The following is a 17,643-nucleotide window of genomic DNA, read 5'->3' on the forward strand; positions in this document are numbered from 1 at the left end:
GTTTTCAGTTCAGTTTTAGCCTTAATCGAAGGGTAAGTAAGCTGTTATATTTGTGGTTAGCGAGCGTGATGTATTAAAAAGGGCTGCATCTAATGCAGCCCTAAATTCAATCGGTTAGCGACTTATAAAGTGCTTTCGACTATTTGCTTTCAGCAGCAATAATCGCAAGAGAGCGATCAGCAGCTTCTAGTGTTGCATCCAGTTCTTTTGAACCATGAGCAAGAGAAGTAAAGCTTGCTTCGAATGCCGACGGTGCAAGGTAAACACCGTGATCTAACATTAGATGGAAGAAGCGCTTGAAGCGTTCGACATCACACTTAGTTACATCTTCGTAGCAGGTTACTGTTTCTTGATCTGTGAAGAAGAAACCAAACATACCGCCAACTTGGTGGACTAGCATTGGAATGCCGTGCTTGTCTGCAAGTTGCTTGAAGCCATTAGCTAGTTGCTTAGTTTTTGATGCTAGACGCTTTTCGTTGCCTTCTTCTCTTAGAAGGTTCAAACACGCGTAGCCAGCTGCCATAGCTACAGGGTTACCTGAAAGCGTACCCGCTTGGTAAACAGGGCCCGTTGGCGCGATGTACTGCATCACATCTTTACGACCGCCGAAAGCACCCACAGGCATTCCGCCGCCAATCACTTTACCAAGACACGTTAGGTCTGGCTTGATGTTGTAGTAAGCCTGAGCACAACCTTCAGCAACGCGGAAACCTGTCATTACTTCATCAAAGATTAGCAACGCACCTTCTTGGTCACAGATTTCACGTAGACCTTCGTGGAAGCCTTCTACTGGAGGGATGCAGTTCATGTTACCCGCTACAGGCTCAACGATGATACAAGCGATCTCGCCTTTGTTTGCTGCGAAGATTTCACGTACTGAATCTAGATTGTTGAAGGTTGCTGTTAGCGTTAGTTTCGCAAAATCAGCAGGTACACCAGGAGAGCTTGGTTGACCTAAAGTCAGTGCGCCAGAACCTGCTTTTACCAGTAGGCTGTCTGCGTGACCGTGGTAACAGCCTTCAAACTTAAGAATTTTGTCACGACCAGTAAAGCCACGAGCAAGACGAATCGCACTCATTGTTGCTTCTGTACCTGAGCTCACCATACGCAGCTGTTCCATTGATGGAACCATCTCAGAGACAAGTTCAGCCATTTTGATTTCAGTTTCGGTTGGAGCTCCGAAGCTAAGGCCGCGTTGCGCTGCATCAATGACAGCTTCACGGATAACTGCGTGGTTGTGACCAAGGATCATTGGGCCCCAAGAGCCAACGTAATCGATATATGCTTTCCCATCAGCATCAAAAAGAAGTGGGCCGTCAGCTCTATCAACGAAGATTGGAGAACCACCTACACCGTTAAAAGCGCGCACTGGAGAGTTAACGCCACCTGGAATAGTTTGCTGTGCCTTTTGATACAGTTCTGCTGATTTGGTCATTGATATATCCTCTTTTGACTGTCGGACCAATTGGCACGCATTGTACCTATCCAGAATCCAACTAGGAATGCTTTCGCCGATATAATCCCCCGAATCTGGTTGTTTTGTGTGGTTACACGTTTTAATTGTCAGATATGGGCGAGTTTACGACAGTAAAAGGAACGATCCTGTGGTGAATACTTGAACGTTTCAGTCAGGTATTAGATAATCACCAGAATATAAGAAAATACTCAACAACTATGGTCTCGAATTAGATTTGTATCATGTTGTTTTTGACACAGGTAAGAGAGGTTGTCGTGAGCGAAGTAAATATCCCATTGTCTTTTTCTGATGCAGCAGCTACACGCGTACAAACGCTAATTGCTGAAGAAGAAAACCCAGAACTAAAACTGCGTGTATACATTACAGGTGGCGGTTGTAGTGGTTTCCAATACGGCTTCACATTTGATGAAAAAGTAAATGATGGCGACACTACTATTGTAAACAGCGGTGTTACGCTGGTTGTTGACCCAATGAGCCTACAGTACTTAATGGGCGGCATGGTTGATTACACTGAAGGCCTAGAAGGCGCACGCTTCTTTGTGAACAACCCGAACGCGACAACAACATGTGGTTGTGGTGCATCATTTAGCGTCTAACGTGAACTGAAAGGTAGCTTGATCTGAGAGCTACATTAGAAATATTTTAAACGCTGAGCTCATGCTCGGCGTTTTTGTTTTTAAGAAATACATCATATAAAACAGACAGTAATTCGACCTATTCTAGCCATATACACCAAGAGATATTTAGGTGGGGAATGTGTAGTCTTTATTTCATCTACCTGTCTTATAGTAAACGCCATATTTTTTAAACTGTCGATAGAGTCCAACTTCGTTGGGTGTGGGTCTGTTAAGGTTACCGCTGTGCATCAGGATGTTGCATATGACAGTGTTAAGCTAATTAGCGCGCCTTAATAACATCGGACAAAAGGATTTGCTATGCCCACTCTATTTTCTAACTCTCCACTTTTTCAGAAACTGAAACAGCCGTGGTTGGTTTCTCTGATTCTAGTTGTGCTGTTGTCGATTTGGCTTGGTTTAGGAGTGGGGCAAGCGGAAGAGTCGCCTGAGAAAAAAGCGACAGAAATTCCGTTGGCGAAGGTCTCCTTTCAAACATTTACTTCATCACCGACCTTTAAAACGATTGATCTCTATGGTCGAACGGCGCCCGATAGACATGCTCGTTTGGGGGCTGAAGTCGCGGGCAAGGTTGTTAGATTGAACGTTGTTAAGGGCGATGCGGTTAAAGTTGGACAAGCCATTGTTCAGATAGATAAAGGTGATTTAGAGATTCAACTGGAACGAGCCTCTGCTTTATATCGATTAAAACAAAAAGAATTTAAGGCCGCGCAATCATTGAAGAAAAGAGGGCTTCAAGGAGAAATCGCTTATACCACCGCTGAGGCTTCATTAACGGAAGCAAAGGCCATGAAGCGCAATGCGGAATTGGCTTTAAAGAATACTGTGATTACTTCGCCTTTTTCGGGTGTGGTTCAAGATTTGATGGTGGAGCTCGGTGATTTCGTTGGTGTTGGCGATCCGGTCGCGGGCGTGATTGACCTCGATCCTTTGGTTATTGAGGCCGATGTCAGTGAGCGTCATATCCAGCATTTGCTAGTCAATCAATCTGCTTTGGTTCGCTTGTTAGGGCGAGAAGAAGCGGAAGGCCGCTTACGCTATGTTTCTCGTATCTCTTCTGCTGCTACCAATACCTTCCCAATAGAGATTGAAATCGATAACTCCGATGGCCTGTTACCTGCCGGTGTCAGTGCCGAAGTAACCCTCAATCTAGAAACGAGAGACGCTATCAAAGTGACACCAGCCATGTTGGCACTAGATGAGGCTGGTAACCTTGGGGTCAAAACTTTGGTTTTAGTCGATGACTCACCAACCGTGAAATTTGTAGGCATTCAGCTAATAAAGGCAGAGCAAGATGGAGTTTGGCTCACAGGACTTGGACAACGCGTCGATATCATCACAGTAGGCCAAGGGTTTGTTCGTGATGGTGATTCGGTGATTGCTGTTGAGCAAGGCGCTGAACTCTCTAATGTAATTGCTGAGTAGGAGATAGCCGATGTATTCAATTATTGATGCAGCCTTGTCTCGTGCTCGAACAATGCTCTCCCTTTTAGCGTTAATCCTTGTAGCCGGTGTCGTCACCTATATCACGATACCTAAGGAATCGAGCCCAGACATTACCATCCCAATTATCTATGTTTCGGTCGGGCACCAAGGGATCTCGCCAACGGATGCAGAACGTTTATTGGTTCGACCTATTGAGCAAGAGCTTAGGTCAATCGAAGGCGTAAAAGAGATGACAGCAACCGCAGCAGAAGGGCACGCCTCTGTGGTGTTAGAGTTTAATGTTGGCGTCGATCTTACTAAAGCGATGGCTGATGTTCGTGACGCGGTTGATCTGGCTAAGCCCAAATTGCCAGAAGATAGCGATGAGCCGACTGTAAATGAAGTTACCCTCGCTTCTGAGCAGCCTGTGTTGTCTGTGGTTCTGTTTGGTACCGTGCCTGAGCGCACCATAGTGCAAATTGCTCGAGAACTTGGGGATAAGCTCGAAAGTTATCGTCAGATCCTTGAAGTCGATATTGCGGGCGATCGCGATGACATCGTCGAGATCATTGTCGATCCGCTGTTGATGGAGAGTTACAGCCTAGATCAAGCGGACATCTATAATCTGATTGCTTTGAATAACCGAGTGGTGGCCGCAGGCTTTGTTGATACAGGCTACGGGCGTTTTTCGGTCAAAGTCCCTTCTGTGTTTAACTCTTTAAAAGACGTACTAGAGTTGCCAATCAAAGTGGATGGTAAACAGGTAGTGACCTTTGGCGATGTCGCCACGGTTCGCCGAGCGTTTCGAGATCCTGAAAGCTTTGCCCGTTTAGATGGTAAATCTGCGGTGGTCTTGGATATCAAGAAGCGTGCAGGTGAAAATATCATCGAAACCGTAGAGTTAGTTAAAGCGGTTATGGCTGGTGCTCAACAACAAGCGGAATGGCCAAATAACTTATTAGTTAAATACACCTGGGATGAATCTAAAGATGTGAAGATCATGCTCAACGATCTTCAAAATAATATCTTGTCCGCCATCATTTTAGTGGTGATCGTGATCATCGCCATTCTTGGTGTTCGAACCGCGCTATTGGTCGGAATTTCAATTCCTGGATCATTCCTCACGGGATTGTTGGTGTTGTCTGTGTTTGGTCTAACCGTCAACATCGTGGTGCTGTTCTCGTTGATCATGGCGGTTGGTATGTTGGTCGATGGCGCAATTGTGGTGACCGAGTTTGCCGACAGGCGAATGCAAGAAGGTGAAGGGCGTAAAGCCGCTTACCGAGATGCAGCGAAACGAATGGCGTGGCCAATAACGGCATCTACTGCGACAACCTTGGCGGCATTTGCTCCGTTACTGTTTTGGCCGGATGTAACGGGCGAATTCATGAAGTTCCTGCCATTAACGTTGATTGCAACCTTAACCGCTTCATTGATTATGGCGTTGTTGTTTGTGCCTGTACTCGGTGGTTTGATTGGTAAACCTCAATATGTATCGCCCAAAAGCCAAGCTCGAATGGTGGCACTGCATAATGGTGATTTTTCACAAGCGACAGGCTTAACCAAAGCGTACTACCACACGTTGTCGATTGCGATTAAGCACCCCTTTAAGATTCTTATCAGTGCGATACTGCTCGCGGTTGCGGTTGGTTTTACGTATTCAAAAGCGGGTCTAGGTGCAGAGTTCTTCCCAGAAGTGGATCCGCCATTCTTTAATGTCAAAGTTCGCTCCCATGGTGATCTTTCTATCCAAGAGAAAGATGTCATCATGCGTGATATTGAGTTGATGATGCTCAATCATGATGAGTTCGATACCGTTTATACGCGTACTGGTGGTGATGATCAGATTGGTTTGATCTCGATTACCCCTGTTGATTGGCAATACCGTCGCAGTGTTAAGGTGATCATTGAAGAATTAAAGGTGTACACCGATCAATACGCAGGGGTCGAGATTGAATATAAGTTTCCAGATGCAGGGCCTCCGGTTGAGAATGACTTAGTGATTGAGCTGTCGGCAAGAACACCAGAGCAACTGAATCAGGCTGCAAAAATTGTAAGAAACTGGGCGGATGGCAATCAGGCACTGACCAATATAAGTGATACCGCGAGTAAAGATGGCATCGATTGGAAAGTGGATATTCGCAGAGATGATGCTGCGCGTTTTTCGGCTGATGCGACCTTGGTGGGTAATACGGTTCAATTCGTCACTAATGGGCTAAAGATTGGCGATTACCTCCCAGATGATTCTTCAGAAGAGGTCGATATCTTGGTGCGCTACCCAAGCGATAAAAGAGATATTGGGCGCTTTGACCAACTAAGAGTTAAAACACCAGCAGGCTTGGTGCCGATCACTAACTTTGCTCAGATAGTGCCAGACCATAAGCAGGACACGATAAAGCGCCTTGACGGTAAGCGTGTCGTGAACATCATGGCGGATATGGAAGAGGGTTATAACCTTGCACTCGAACTGCCAAAGATTGAGCAAGCGTTAAGTGAGTTAGGTTTACCAAGTAGTGTCGAGTTTCGTATCCGTGGTCAAAATGAAGAACAAGAAAACTCGTCAGCCTTCTTACAAAGTGCTTTCTTAGTTGCATTGGCAGTGATGGCTTTGATTTTGATTACTCAGTTCAATAGTTTCTATCAAGCGTTTTTGATTCTTAGTGCGGTGTTGTTTTCGACCGTTGGTGTATTTGTTGGTTTGCTAATCTTCCAGCGCCCGTTTGGCATCGTGATGTCTGGTATTGGGGTGATTGCACTGGCAGGAATAGTGGTGAATAACAACATCGTGCTGATCGATACCTATAACCAGCTAATCAAAAGAGGCTTGGATAAGCGAGATGCGATTCTAAGAACCGGTGTTCAACGTTTAAGACCAGTAATGCTGACTACGGTTACCACCATTTTAGGCTTGATGCCGATGGTGTTAGAAATGAACATCGATTTGATTAATCAAAAGATAGAATTCGGCGCGCCGAGCACTCAATGGTGGTCTCAACTCGCGACGGCAATTGCGGGAGGTTTGGCCTTTGCAACGGTACTAACCTTGGTCCTGACACCTTGTCTGTTGATGTTAGGGCGAGATAAGAAGCCTGATATGATCCAAAGCAACGACGATGAACGATAAATACTAGTTCGACGGAAATGAAAAGAGCGCCTTGGTGGGCGCTCTTTTCGTTGGTTTAGATGGCTATTAATCTAATTAGTCGCTAGTCACCTAATTAGTTGCTAGTAACTGGCCGTATCGCTCTAGGTTACTCAATCGAATTTCTGAGTTCGCAATAAATGTTGCTTTTGCTTTACCTGTTAACGACTTAGATTGCGGTAATTTCACGGTACGCGCATTTTTATGTACGCCATTAACCAAGAATTCATAATGTAAGTGCGGGCCAGTCACACGGCCTGTACCGCCCAAAGTACCAATGGTTTGGCCTTGTTTTACGCGCTGACCTGTTTTCACCATACGTCGCTTCATGTGCAGGTACTTGGTGATGTAGGTGTTGCTGTGGCGGATAAACACGTAGTTACCATTAAATTGGTTGTAACCAGACTTCTGAACAATACCGTCACCGGCTGCCCAGATAGGCGTGCCAACAGGAGCTGCGTAGTCAGTACCGCGGTGAGCTCGAACCTTACCGGTTACTGGGTGTCTCCTGGTAGGATTAAAGTTCGATGTTACACGACGAAAATCAATTGGTGAGCGCAAGAACGCTTTCTTCATTGCTCGACCATTTTCATCGAAGTAGTTGCCGCTCTTATCATCCAATACCGCGGTAAATGAATCGCCTTGGTTTTTGAATACAGCTGCCATGATCTTACCGCGACCAACCACCTCACCTTCAACCACTTTCTCTTGGTATAAGATTTTGAAGCTGTCGTTCTTACGAATATCCAATGCAAAGTCGATATCCCAGCCAAAGATGCCCGCCAGTTCCATGATTTGGTTGGCGGTTAAACCTGCGCTAACGCCTGCATTCCAGAAGTTAGAGGTAATGTTGGCTTCAGCGTAATTGTATTGGTAGGCAACTTCTTTCTTGTCGATGCTAGAGGTAAACGAATCGCCAGACTTAGTGATCTTGAAGCTTTCAAACGCACTAAGTTGTCTTTTTAACTGAATAAGGTCGTTGTTTTCGTCAAAACCGAATTGCAATACATCGCCAGGTCTTAGGTTAGACAGCTGCTTCTTAATATCGTTATTGGTATTGAGTAGCGTGATCAGCAAGCGGTATGAGAGACCAATGCGTTCAAATAAAACAGAGGTGCTTTCGCCAGAACGAACAGTGTATTTCTCCCAATTGAGCACAGCCGTCGGCGGCGCGTCACTTGAGCTAACAAGTGCGGATGCATTGATAGTTAGTGGGTAATGTTTCCCCACCACTAAAGCGCCCGTATCGTCACGTAAACTGCTGACATCGGGGAGTAAGAAAATCGCGACGAAAATTACGGCACTAAAAAATGCGATAAAAGCCCGGTGCAAAATAGGAAGGCGTGCAAAAATAGACAACATGTTCCGGTTCGTTCTGTAAATATTATGAAAATCGACGACGGAATAGTGTAACTGGTTTCAAAATACATCGCTATTCAAGTAAGATGTCTAATTATTATATTTTTGCCAAATCTGTGGGAGTGAACAAGAATGGCGAGTATTGAAGCTGCACTAGCCGAGATCAAACGTGGCGTAGAAGAACTGATTCCAGAAGACGAACTGATTGCTAAATTAAAAGAAGGTCGTCCTTTACGCATTAAGCTGGGTGCCGATCCAACTGCTCCAGATATCCACCTAGGCCATACGGTTATCTTTAACAAGCTTCGTGCTTTCCAAGAGCTTGGTCATGAAGTGACATTCCTTATTGGTGATTTCACTGCAATGGTTGGTGATCCATCAGGTAAGAACTCAACGCGTCCACCGCTAAGCCGTGAAGACGTATTGAAGAATGCTGAAACTTACAAAGAGCAAGTATTCAAGATTCTAGATCCTGCGAAAACACAAATTCGTTTCAACTCTGAGTGGCTATCTGAGCTTGGTGCTGAAGGCATGATTCGTCTTGCTTCTAACCAAACGGTTGCTCGTATGCTTGAGCGTGATGACTTTAAAAAGCGTTACGCTGGTGGTCAACCGATCGCAATCCACGAATTCATGTACCCACTTCTACAAGGTCACGACTCTGTTGCACTAGAGAGTGATGTTGAGCTTGGTGGTACTGACCAGAAGTTTAACCTTCTAATGGGTCGTGAACTGCAAAAAGCAGCAGGTCAAAAACCACAAGCGGTACTGATGATGCCATTACTTGTAGGTCTAGACGGCGTTAAGAAGATGTCTAAGTCTGCGCACAACTACATCGGTATTAGCGAAGCACCAAGCGAGATTTTTGGTAAGATCATGTCTATCTCTGACGATCTAATGTGGAGCTACTACGAGCTACTGTCTTTCCGTCCACTTGAAGAAGTTGCGGAACTGAAAGCTGGCGTTGAGGCGGGCAAAAACCCTCGTGACGTTAAAGTACTTCTAGCGAAAGAGATCATTGCTCGTTTCCACAGTGAAGCAGATGCTGAAGCCGCTGAGCAAGAGTTCGTTAACCGTTTTGCTAAGAACCAAGTTCCTGATGAAATGCCTGAATTTGAATTCGAAGCCGGCCTACCGATTGCGAACGTTCTAAAAGAAGCGGGTCTTGTAAACTCTACTTCTGATGCGATGCGTATGATCAAGCAAGGCGCTGCTAAGCTTGAAGGCGAGAAGATTGAAGACAGCAAATTCGTACCTGAAGCTGGTACTGCAGTTTACCAAGTAGGTAAGCGTAAGTTTGCTCGCATTACTATCAAGTAATATTAAATCTCAATGATTTGACGAAAAGGCATCTACGGATGCCTTTTTTATTGCCCCTAATTATTGACTCCTATTTATTGACAGGAATTTGACGAAGTTTTTGAACGGCTATTGCTACACTATGCGCGCTGTCATATTGACAGTAATTCTGGAGATTTTTATGAACAATACCGACCATCCTCCTAGTTTGAATGGAGAAGAATAACCCGTCTCGGTATTGATCTATTGTCCTGCCGTTCGGGTAGGGTATCTTTGTTTTTCCCCCTCATTCTTTTCCACACACTAGATTCTAACAAGTAGACACACCAGTAGCTTTCAGTTCTTGGTGCGCATAAATCTATAAATCTATAAACTTATGCTATTTGTTTTGATGGTCGTTACCTTTGCCAATCGGGAGATTCGCCATGACGGTAATGAACAACACTTTTTTATCTATCGAAGCTTTGTACACAGAGCAAGACATCCAAGCTGTATCGAATGCATTTCAACAGTATGGGCGTGAGCAACAAATTAACCTTTTGAACCGAATGCCGCTTGAAGATGCGGTGTTAGTACTTGGGCAATGCTCTCTCAGTATTATTCAGACTTTACTTAGTGAGCTAGAGGAGCAGGGCTTTGAGAAGCGCTCTCGACATCTAGCTCACCAACTAGGGCTGATCTACTCAGAGGTTGAGCCTCAACAAGGTTACCTTTCAACTGGAGTGCTAAGCCACGTAAGGCAACGTATCGGTTGGATTATTGCCTTAGCGCTGTTGGGTATTGTCTCTGGGCTTATCATTGCTCAGTATGAAGACATTCTTAGTCAGCTAGTACTTCTGGCGATCTATATGCCGGTGATCGCTGCTGCGGGTGGCAATACAGGAACACAAGCTGCGACTTTGGTCATTCGGGCCTTAGCCACGGGCGAGTTGAAGAAGCGCCAATGGGCGAACGTTTTATGGAAAGAACTTAGAGTTGCCATCTGCTTGGCGCTTGCGATTGCCTTGGTGATGATAGGCCGCATCTTACTGTTCAGTGACAACCAATCAACGGGGGGTTACGACATTAATATGATTGCTTACGCGATTGCTGTCGCTCTGTTTATTCAAGTGACAATATCAACCGTGCTTGGCGCTGGATTGCCGATTGTTGCTCGGTTATTCAAGTTAGATCCTGCGGTGCTGGTGAGCCCTGTCTTGGCTTCAGTAGTCGATATTTCGGGGATGTGTATTTACTTCACGGTAGTGAATTCATTCTTGGGCATTGCTTAACGCCCTTAAATAAATATTCTGGAAAAAAAAACACTTTCGAAGAAAAATATCTTAGAAAGAAAAATGGCGCTGAAGATCATACGATCTTCAGCGCGATTTTTTATTGTTTAATTAACAGCACTTTACAAGTAAGCCGCTATTGAGATTGACTCTGTATTTGACTGAACTCGACCACATCTTTGTAGAAAGCTCGTTCAAACTGGGTGATTGGTGCTTCTACAGGTTTTTCTGGATCTTGCTCTTCCGGGAAGTAATCTCGGACAAACTGTACAAACAGAGAGTTTGGATTGCCCGCTTTGTCTAAACCAAAACCTGCCATGTTGTAGCTACCGTACAAAGACCCACTTTTCGCAATAATATTACCTTGGATTGGTGCCTTTCTCATGCTTTGACGGTATTTAAGCGTCCCATCAGTGCCCGAAGTTGGCATTGCCCCAACTAGGTTGAGCTGTTGATCGTTTTCCCAGATATAACGAAGCACTTGAGCCATGGTCTGTGACCTCATTCGATTATTCCTGGATAACCCTGAGCCATCGACGAGCTGTGCTTTGCTTAGGTCAATGTTGGCCTTGGTCAGTAATATCTGTTTTATCGCCTCGGTGCCATTATTGAAGCTGCCCGGTTGGACATAAAACGTTGCACCCAGTGTTTTGGTTAGGTTGTCTGCTATTAGATTGTCTGATTTCTTCAGCATGGTATCGAGCAGTTCGGGAAGCTTTTCAGAATGATGGCTTGCGACTAACGTGGTTTTGTTTGCTTTTGCTTTTTTACCAATAATCACATCGCCTTTAACTTGGATTTTCAGCTCTTCAAGAAGCGATGTCACGACTTGATAGGTATAAAGCTCGGGGTTTTGAATCGCAAACTTGAGTGGTAGTGGCTTCTTACGCTCTACTAAGCAACCAGAGAGCTTGTAAGCGTTGTCTGGAGTGGTAATGAGCTCTAAGTCGCATTGTGTCGCCTTCTGCCCTGATCGAGTTACGGTGGCTGCGGTGGTTGTCACGTCTATCGGATAGTGAGCGGGAATATAGACACGAGTGCTGCCGTTATCTTTTGTATAAATAGAGGCTTGTGCGCAGTTGCTGTCTAAGGTCATCGCACTCGAAGGCGCGCTGTAACAAACCCCTAGAATGTCCCAAGGCCAACCCACCGCTCGCTGATAGCCCGTAAAAGTCGAGTTATCTAGGTATAAGTTGCCCTTGATGGTTCTGGATTGAGATTTTGCGTATTGAGCCAAAAGGCTTTTAAGCTGTTCTCGTTGTAGGGTCGGGTCGCCACTAAATGAAATGATTGAGTCATTCCCAGAACGGGCAATGCTGGTCGTGTAGTGAAAGTCATCCCCTAACTCCAACTTAGCCGCTAAAGCTGTCACCAGCTTTAAAGTACTGGCGGGCGGGTAGAAGCCATCACTGTTGGAATTCATTTTGTTTGAATCGCCTCTCAGGGATTCCAAAATTACACTTGTGCTACTGCCATCAGGCAATTTATCTAGAGGGGGGTAAGCGAAAGCGTTAACTGAGAAAGCGCTAATGGAAAAACTACATACAAGTAGTGTGGATAGAAGGCGCATAGAAGATTTCTTGGATGGCTGATGTTTTCAGTATACAGATATAAAAAACGCCCGCTAGATAGCGGGCGTTTTGATTCTCAATTAACTAATTAATCAATTAGATAATCAGAATTAGAAGTCGTAACGCATACCTAGAGCAACTTCGTCTTCAGCGCCTTTCTTACCAACAGTGCTTGTACCTAGAGTATCATTAGCATCAAGTAGGTTGAAGTTGTATGAAACGTAGCCACGGAAGTTAGGTTTGAAGTAGTAAGTAGCGTCAATTGCGATGTTGTCTGCAGATGTGTCGCTACCTGTCTCAGCGTTGTTGTATGTTGTAGATAATACAGTCTGACCAAGAGTATAAGCTGCTGCTAGCTCGTAACCAGTGTAGTCTTGAACACCTGTGAACTTGCTACCAATGCTCGAAGCGTTTGAAGAGTTGTACTGGCGGTCAAAATCTTTTTCACCGTCAGTGAATACACCAGCGAAGTATAGGTCACCCATAGTGTAAGAACCAGAAAGCATGTATTCATTGTTCTTATCTTGATCTGCGTAACCAGCACCTACTTTTGCGCCAGTATCGCCAATAGCGTAGATACCAGAAAGAGAGTAGCCGTCTTGACCGTTATCTGTGTAACCAGAACCATTTAGAGTTGAGTCTTCGCGATCTGCGAAACGGTAGCTAGCTTTAAGGTTGAGGTCTTGGAATTGACCTTTGTAAGAAATCATGTTGTCTGAACGATCAGCTACTGCTAGTTTGTCTGCAGCAGAATTACCGTGGTAAGCCATGATATCTGTGAAGTCAGTGATTACGCCTAAAGCACCTTCGTTTTTACCGTAAGTTACTTCACCGAATGTACCACCTAGACCGGCGTACGTGTAACGGTTTGTGATGTCACCGTCGTTGTTATCAGTAGAGCCGCCGTCTTCAGCAGTTGTGAATTCGCCTTCGTAAAAACCAACACCGTATAGGCCGTCTTGGATTTCTACTTTACCTAGGAAGTTAAGACGGATGCGTGTTTTATCTTCAGCTTTACCATCTTTCATAGATAGACGAGCTTCAGCTCGGCCGCCCATTTCAACAGAGTTACCGTCTTGGTTGTATAGTTCTGCCGCGTTAGCGCCAGTAGCAAGAGCTGCAGCAGATACAGCAAGCGCGATCATAGTCTTGTTCATGTTATTAATTCCTAATTACTGTCCATAAAGGTATTTATTAAGGATTTGAATCCTTTTTGTGTATTGCTCGTATTAATCAAGCTTCATAATCATGCTTAGAACAAAAGCGTGAAACTTGCCAGAGCAATTCATGAGGTACTTTTTACCCCTAAAGTTCCATAGTCAGTTAGTAAAATGATATCAATAAAAATTATGAACACTGTTTTATTATATTTACTATTGTTTAACTTGTTGTTTTTACTTATTTTTTATAAAAGTGTGATCTGTGTTTATTTGGTTTGTTTTTGTTTTTTTTAGGTATTTGATCGCTGACTTATTGATGGGTGGGTTACTATTCATTTTTGTGATGTCTGTAATTTAGACTTAGATAAAGCTTTTATAACGCAAAGTGGAATAAAGGTGATTTAGCCATCAAGTTTGTTTACACTAAGCCAAATCGTTTTGTTTCTATCACCCAATAACTATGTTGGGTGGATTTATGTTGGCCAAAGAAAGCTTTGGCATAGAGGTAAAAAATGGAAAAGGTTCCAATGACAGTACGTGGCGCTCAGAAGCTACGTGACGAATTAGATCGCCTACTTAAGCTACGCCCTATTATTTCAGCAGCTATTGGTGAAGCACGTGAACTCGGTGACTTGAAAGAGAACGCTGAATATCACGCCGCTCGTGAAGAGCAGGGTATCTGTGAAGCTCAAATTCGAGATATCGAATACAAGCTATCGCTAGCTCAGATCATCGACGTAACTCAAATGGATAACACAGGCAAGGTTATCTTTGGTACTACGGTTACTTTGATTGACGTAGATACTGATGAAGAGTTCCGTTACCAAATCGTTTCTGAAGATGAAGCTGAAATCAAAACTGGCCGCATTTCGGTGAAATCACCGATCGCTCGTGGCCTTATTGGTAAGATGGAAGGTGACGAGGTTATAATCTCTACACCTGGCGGCGATAAAGATTTCGAAATCGACAAAGTAGAATACATCTAATTGAATTTACTTTGGTTCTAATAAGTAAAAAGGTCGCTAATGCGACCTTTTTCGTTTCTCACGCTACACTAAAAGATAAGCACGGTGGCTTTCTTATTGTGGAGCTAGCTTGATGTCAAACTAGCTTATTTGCGTGGAATCTCGATTTTACGTGCTTCTGACTGACGGAACAGTACTAGAACTTTACCGATAGTCTGTACTTTCTCAGCTTTAGATTCACGTACAATTGCATCGATAATCAGTTGCTTAGTCTCACGGTCTTCTGATGCAACTTTAATCTTGATCAGTTCGTGGTGGTCTAGAGCCAATTCGATTTCCGCTAGAACAGCTTCAGTAAGTCCATTTGCGCCCATTAGCACGACAGGTTTTAAACTGTGAGCTAGGCCCTTTAGATGCTGCTTTTGTTTGGTACTTAGGTTCATTACGCGGCCAATTTTATTTAGTATTAGGGTTGAAAAAACCTATTTTAACGCCATCTAAAGCTGAAGACTATAATTTATTCAGCAATTAGTACTTTCCTCCAGTTTAGGTATCCAATGAGCAAACAGAAACACTCGGCCAGTTCAGGCCGTTGGTTGAAGGAACACTTCGACGACAAGTATGCAAATGAAGCAAGAAAAAGAGGCTATCGTTCGCGTGCTTATTTCAAAATGGAAGAGATTCAAACGAAAGATAAATTGCTGACTCCTGGGATGACCATTGTGGATTTGGGCGCAGCCCCTGGCGGTTGGTCTCAATATGCTGCTAAGATTATCGGAGACAACGGTCAAATCATTGCTTGTGACTTGCTACCTATGGATCCGATTGCTGGAGTGAGCTTTTTACAAGGCGATTTCCGCGAAGAAGCTGTGCTAGATGCTTTGTTGGAACGTATACAACCAAACATGGTTGATGTAGTGATGTCTGATATGGCACCTAATATAGCAGGCAACAATTCTGTGGATCAGCCGAGAGCTATGTATTTAGTTGAATTAGCTTTGGATATGTGTCGACAAGTTCTAGCTACCAATGGTAGTTTTGTTGTAAAAGTATTCCAAGGCGAAGGGTTTGACCAATATGTTAAGGACGTCCGTGAGATGTTTAAAACAGTCAAAGTGAGAAAACCCGACTCTTCTCGAGCTCGCTCTCGTGAAGTGTTTATCGTAGCAACTGGTTACAAAGGTTAACGATTCTCTTCCAAGAGTGAGAGTTAACAACATGGCTACAGGTTACAAACTGTAGTACCCTACCTTTAATTACAATTAGTTATCGAGAGGCTTACACCTTGAGTGACATGGCAAAAAATTTAATTCTGTGGCTTGTTATCGCGGTAGTGTTGATGTCGGTATTCCAGAGCTTCGGCCCTGGGGAAAGTAACGGCAGAGCAGTAGATTACACCACATTTGTACAGGAAGTTGGCCAAGGCCAGATTCAAGATGCACAGTTCAATAACAGCGAGATCACTTTCACACGTCGTGGTGGTGGCTCTAAGTATGTAACTTACATGCCTGTTTATGATCAAAAGCTACTTGATGACTTAATTAATCAAAACGTAAAAGTTCAGGGTACACCACCTGAAGAGCAGAGCCTGCTTGGCACTATCTTCATCTCATGGTTCCCAATGATCTTACTGATTGGTGTGTGGATTTTCTTCATGCGTCAAATGCAAGGCGGCGGCGGCGGTAAAGGCGCGATGTCTTTTGGTAAGAGCAAAGCTCGAATGATGAGCGAAGAACAAATCAAAACGATGTTTGCTGATGTTGCTGGTTGTGACGAAGCAAAAGAAGACGTGAAAGAGCTTGTTGATTATCTTCGTGACCCAAGTCGTTTCCAAAAACTGGGTGGTAAGATCCCGACAGGTATCCTGTTGGTCGGTCCTCCTGGTACTGGTAAGACATTGCTTGCAAAAGCAATTGCTGGTGAAGCGAAAGTACCATTCTTTACTATCTCAGGTTCTGACTTCGTTGAAATGTTTGTTGGTGTCGGTGCATCTCGTGTGCGTGACATGTTCGAACAAGCGAAGAAAGCAGCGCCTTGTATTATCTTTATCGATGAAATCGATGCTGTTGGTCGTCAGCGTGGCGCTGGTGTTGGTGGTGGTCACGATGAGCGTGAACAAACACTAAACCAAATGCTGGTTGAGATGGATGGTTTCGAAGGTAACGAAGGTATTATCGTTATCGCTGCGACTAACCGTCCAGACGTACTTGACCCAGCATTGCTTCGTCCAGGCCGTTTTGACCGTCAAGTGGTGGTTGGTCTACCAGATGTACGTGGTCGTGAACAGATTCTTAAAGTACACATGCGTAAGGTTCCACTATCAGGCGATGTTGAACCATCTCTGATTGCTCGCGGTACACCCGGTTTCTCTGGTGCAGACCTTGCGAACCTTGTGAACGAAGCGGCTCTATTCGCTGCTCGCGGTAACAAACGCAATGTATCGATGGTTGAGTTTGAATTAGCGAAAGACAAAATCATGATGGGTGCTGAGCGCCGTTCAATGGTTCTGACTGAAGAAACGAAAGAATCGACGGCTTACCATGAAGCTGGTCATGCAATTGTTGGTCGTTTAGTGCCTGAGCACGATCCAGTGTACAAAGTATCTATCATCCCTCGTGGTCGAGCGCTTGGTGTTACTATGTATTTACCAGAACAAGATCGTGTAAGTATGAACCGTCAACACCTAGAATCGATGATTTCTAGCCTATACGGTGGTCGTCTTGCTGAGGAATTGATTTACGGTTCAGACAAGGTATCGACAGGTGCATCAAACGATATTGAACGTGCCACTGATATTGCTCGTAAGATGGTGACTCAATGGGGCTTCTCTGAAAAACTAGGCCCTCTTCTTTATGCAGAAGAAGAAGGTGAAGTTTTCTTAGGCCGCGGAATGAGCAAAGCGAAACACGTCTCGGATGAAACCACTCGACTTATCGATGAAGAGATTCGTATCCTAATTGATCGTAATTACGCTCGAGCGAAACAAATACTCGAAGACAATATGGATTTAATGCACTCAATGAAAGATGCATTAATGAAGTATGAAACGATTGATGCGGGTCAAATTGATGATTTGATGGATCGTAAAACCGAGATCCGTGAGCCTGCTGGTTGGGGGGAGCAAGTAAAAGCAGAACCTGAAAAGGAAGAAGCCAAGCCTGAAGCTGAAGTTAAATCTGAAGAACAAGCTAAAGCCGAACCAGAAGCTGAAGAGTCGAAAGTTGAAGAAGTTAAATCTGAATCAGATGATACTCAAAACAAAGATTCTTAATCGCTAAGCTATAAATTAAAACCCTGAGTACGCTCAGGGTTTTTCTGTTTATAGCCTAAAGTGTTTTT

The 17,643-nt window shown here is 44.3% G+C and carries 13 protein-coding genes; 8 read left to right on the forward strand and 5 right to left on the reverse strand.

All coding sequences use genetic code 11. From position 1 onward, the window contains the following. Positions 1–139: 139 nt before the first annotated feature. Positions 140–1,435 (reverse strand): glutamate-1-semialdehyde 2,1-aminomutase, encoded by a 1,296-nt coding sequence (gene hemL, locus NX845_RS17725; protein WP_017084255.1) that lies wholly within the window; start codon positions 1,433–1,435, stop codon positions 140–142. A gap of 296 nt (positions 1,436–1,731) precedes the next feature. Here hemL and erpA point away from each other — a divergent pair, with 296 nt between their 5' ends. From erpA to NX845_RS17740, 3 genes are all read left to right on the forward strand, one after another. Then, positions 1,732–2,073 (forward strand): iron-sulfur cluster insertion protein ErpA, encoded by a 342-nt coding sequence (erpA, locus tag NX845_RS17730; RefSeq protein ID WP_004734539.1) that lies wholly within the window; start codon positions 1,732–1,734, stop codon positions 2,071–2,073. Between the two features lie 339 nt (positions 2,074–2,412). Further along, complete coding sequence (locus NX845_RS17735; RefSeq protein ID WP_065682528.1) at positions 2,413–3,537, forward strand: efflux RND transporter periplasmic adaptor subunit; 1,125 nt, start codon at positions 2,413–2,415, stop codon at positions 3,535–3,537. A 10-nt stretch (positions 3,538–3,547) separates the two neighbouring features. Continuing rightward, on the forward strand, positions 3,548–6,661 hold the full coding sequence (locus NX845_RS17740; RefSeq protein WP_065682527.1) for an efflux RND transporter permease subunit: 3,114 nt from the start codon (positions 3,548–3,550) through the stop codon (positions 6,659–6,661). A 90-nt stretch (positions 6,662–6,751) separates the two neighbouring features. On the opposite strand, the gene NX845_RS17745 is transcribed toward NX845_RS17740, so the two are convergent. Then, positions 6,752–8,041, reverse strand: coding sequence for a peptidoglycan DD-metalloendopeptidase family protein (locus tag NX845_RS17745; RefSeq protein WP_017084252.1), 1,290 nt, complete (start codon positions 8,039–8,041; stop codon positions 6,752–6,754). Between the two features lie 129 nt (positions 8,042–8,170). Here NX845_RS17745 and tyrS point away from each other — a divergent pair, with 129 nt between their 5' ends. Beyond that, positions 8,171–9,358 (forward strand): tyrosine--tRNA ligase, encoded by a 1,188-nt coding sequence (gene tyrS / locus NX845_RS17750; RefSeq protein WP_065682526.1) that lies wholly within the window; start codon positions 8,171–8,173, stop codon positions 9,356–9,358. 404 nt (positions 9,359–9,762) lie between these two features. Then, positions 9,763–10,608, forward strand: coding sequence for a magnesium transporter (locus NX845_RS17755; RefSeq protein ID WP_065682525.1), 846 nt, complete (start codon positions 9,763–9,765; stop codon positions 10,606–10,608). Between the two features lie 136 nt (positions 10,609–10,744). Here the strand turns inward: NX845_RS17755 and dacB are convergent, their stop codons facing one another. Continuing rightward, positions 10,745–12,178, reverse strand: a complete 1,434-nt coding sequence (gene dacB / locus NX845_RS17760) for a serine-type D-Ala-D-Ala carboxypeptidase (RefSeq protein ID WP_065682524.1) — start codon at positions 12,176–12,178, stop codon at positions 10,745–10,747. Between the two features lie 111 nt (positions 12,179–12,289). Next, complete coding sequence (locus NX845_RS17765; protein WP_017087428.1) at positions 12,290–13,336, reverse strand: porin; 1,047 nt, start codon at positions 13,334–13,336, stop codon at positions 12,290–12,292. Between the two features lie 515 nt (positions 13,337–13,851). Between NX845_RS17765 and greA the strand changes: the two genes are divergently transcribed. Further along, on the forward strand, positions 13,852–14,325 hold the full coding sequence (gene greA / locus NX845_RS17770; protein ID WP_017079993.1) for a transcription elongation factor GreA: 474 nt from the start codon (positions 13,852–13,854) through the stop codon (positions 14,323–14,325). 125 nt (positions 14,326–14,450) lie between these two features. Here the strand turns inward: greA and yhbY are convergent, their stop codons facing one another. Continuing rightward, the gene (yhbY, locus tag NX845_RS17775; protein WP_004734509.1) at positions 14,451–14,747 is read right to left on the reverse strand and encodes a ribosome assembly RNA-binding protein YhbY; all 297 of its coding nucleotides are present in this window, start codon (positions 14,745–14,747) and stop codon (positions 14,451–14,453) included. 114 nt (positions 14,748–14,861) lie between these two features. On the opposite strand from yhbY, the gene rlmE reads away from it, so the two are divergent. Next, the gene (rlmE, locus tag NX845_RS17780; RefSeq protein WP_004734508.1) at positions 14,862–15,491 is read left to right on the forward strand and encodes a 23S rRNA (uridine(2552)-2'-O)-methyltransferase RlmE; all 630 of its coding nucleotides are present in this window, start codon (positions 14,862–14,864) and stop codon (positions 15,489–15,491) included. Between the two features lie 107 nt (positions 15,492–15,598). Continuing rightward, positions 15,599–17,575: an ATP-dependent zinc metalloprotease FtsH gene (gene ftsH / locus NX845_RS17785; RefSeq protein WP_029222733.1), complete on the forward strand. Its 1,977-nt coding sequence runs from the start codon at positions 15,599–15,601 to the stop codon at positions 17,573–17,575. Positions 17,576–17,643: the final 68 nt, after the last annotated feature.

The organism is Vibrio sp. NC2 (genome assembly GCF_025195005.1).
Classification (GTDB): Bacteria; Pseudomonadota; Gammaproteobacteria; order Enterobacterales; family Vibrionaceae; genus Vibrio; species Vibrio splendidus.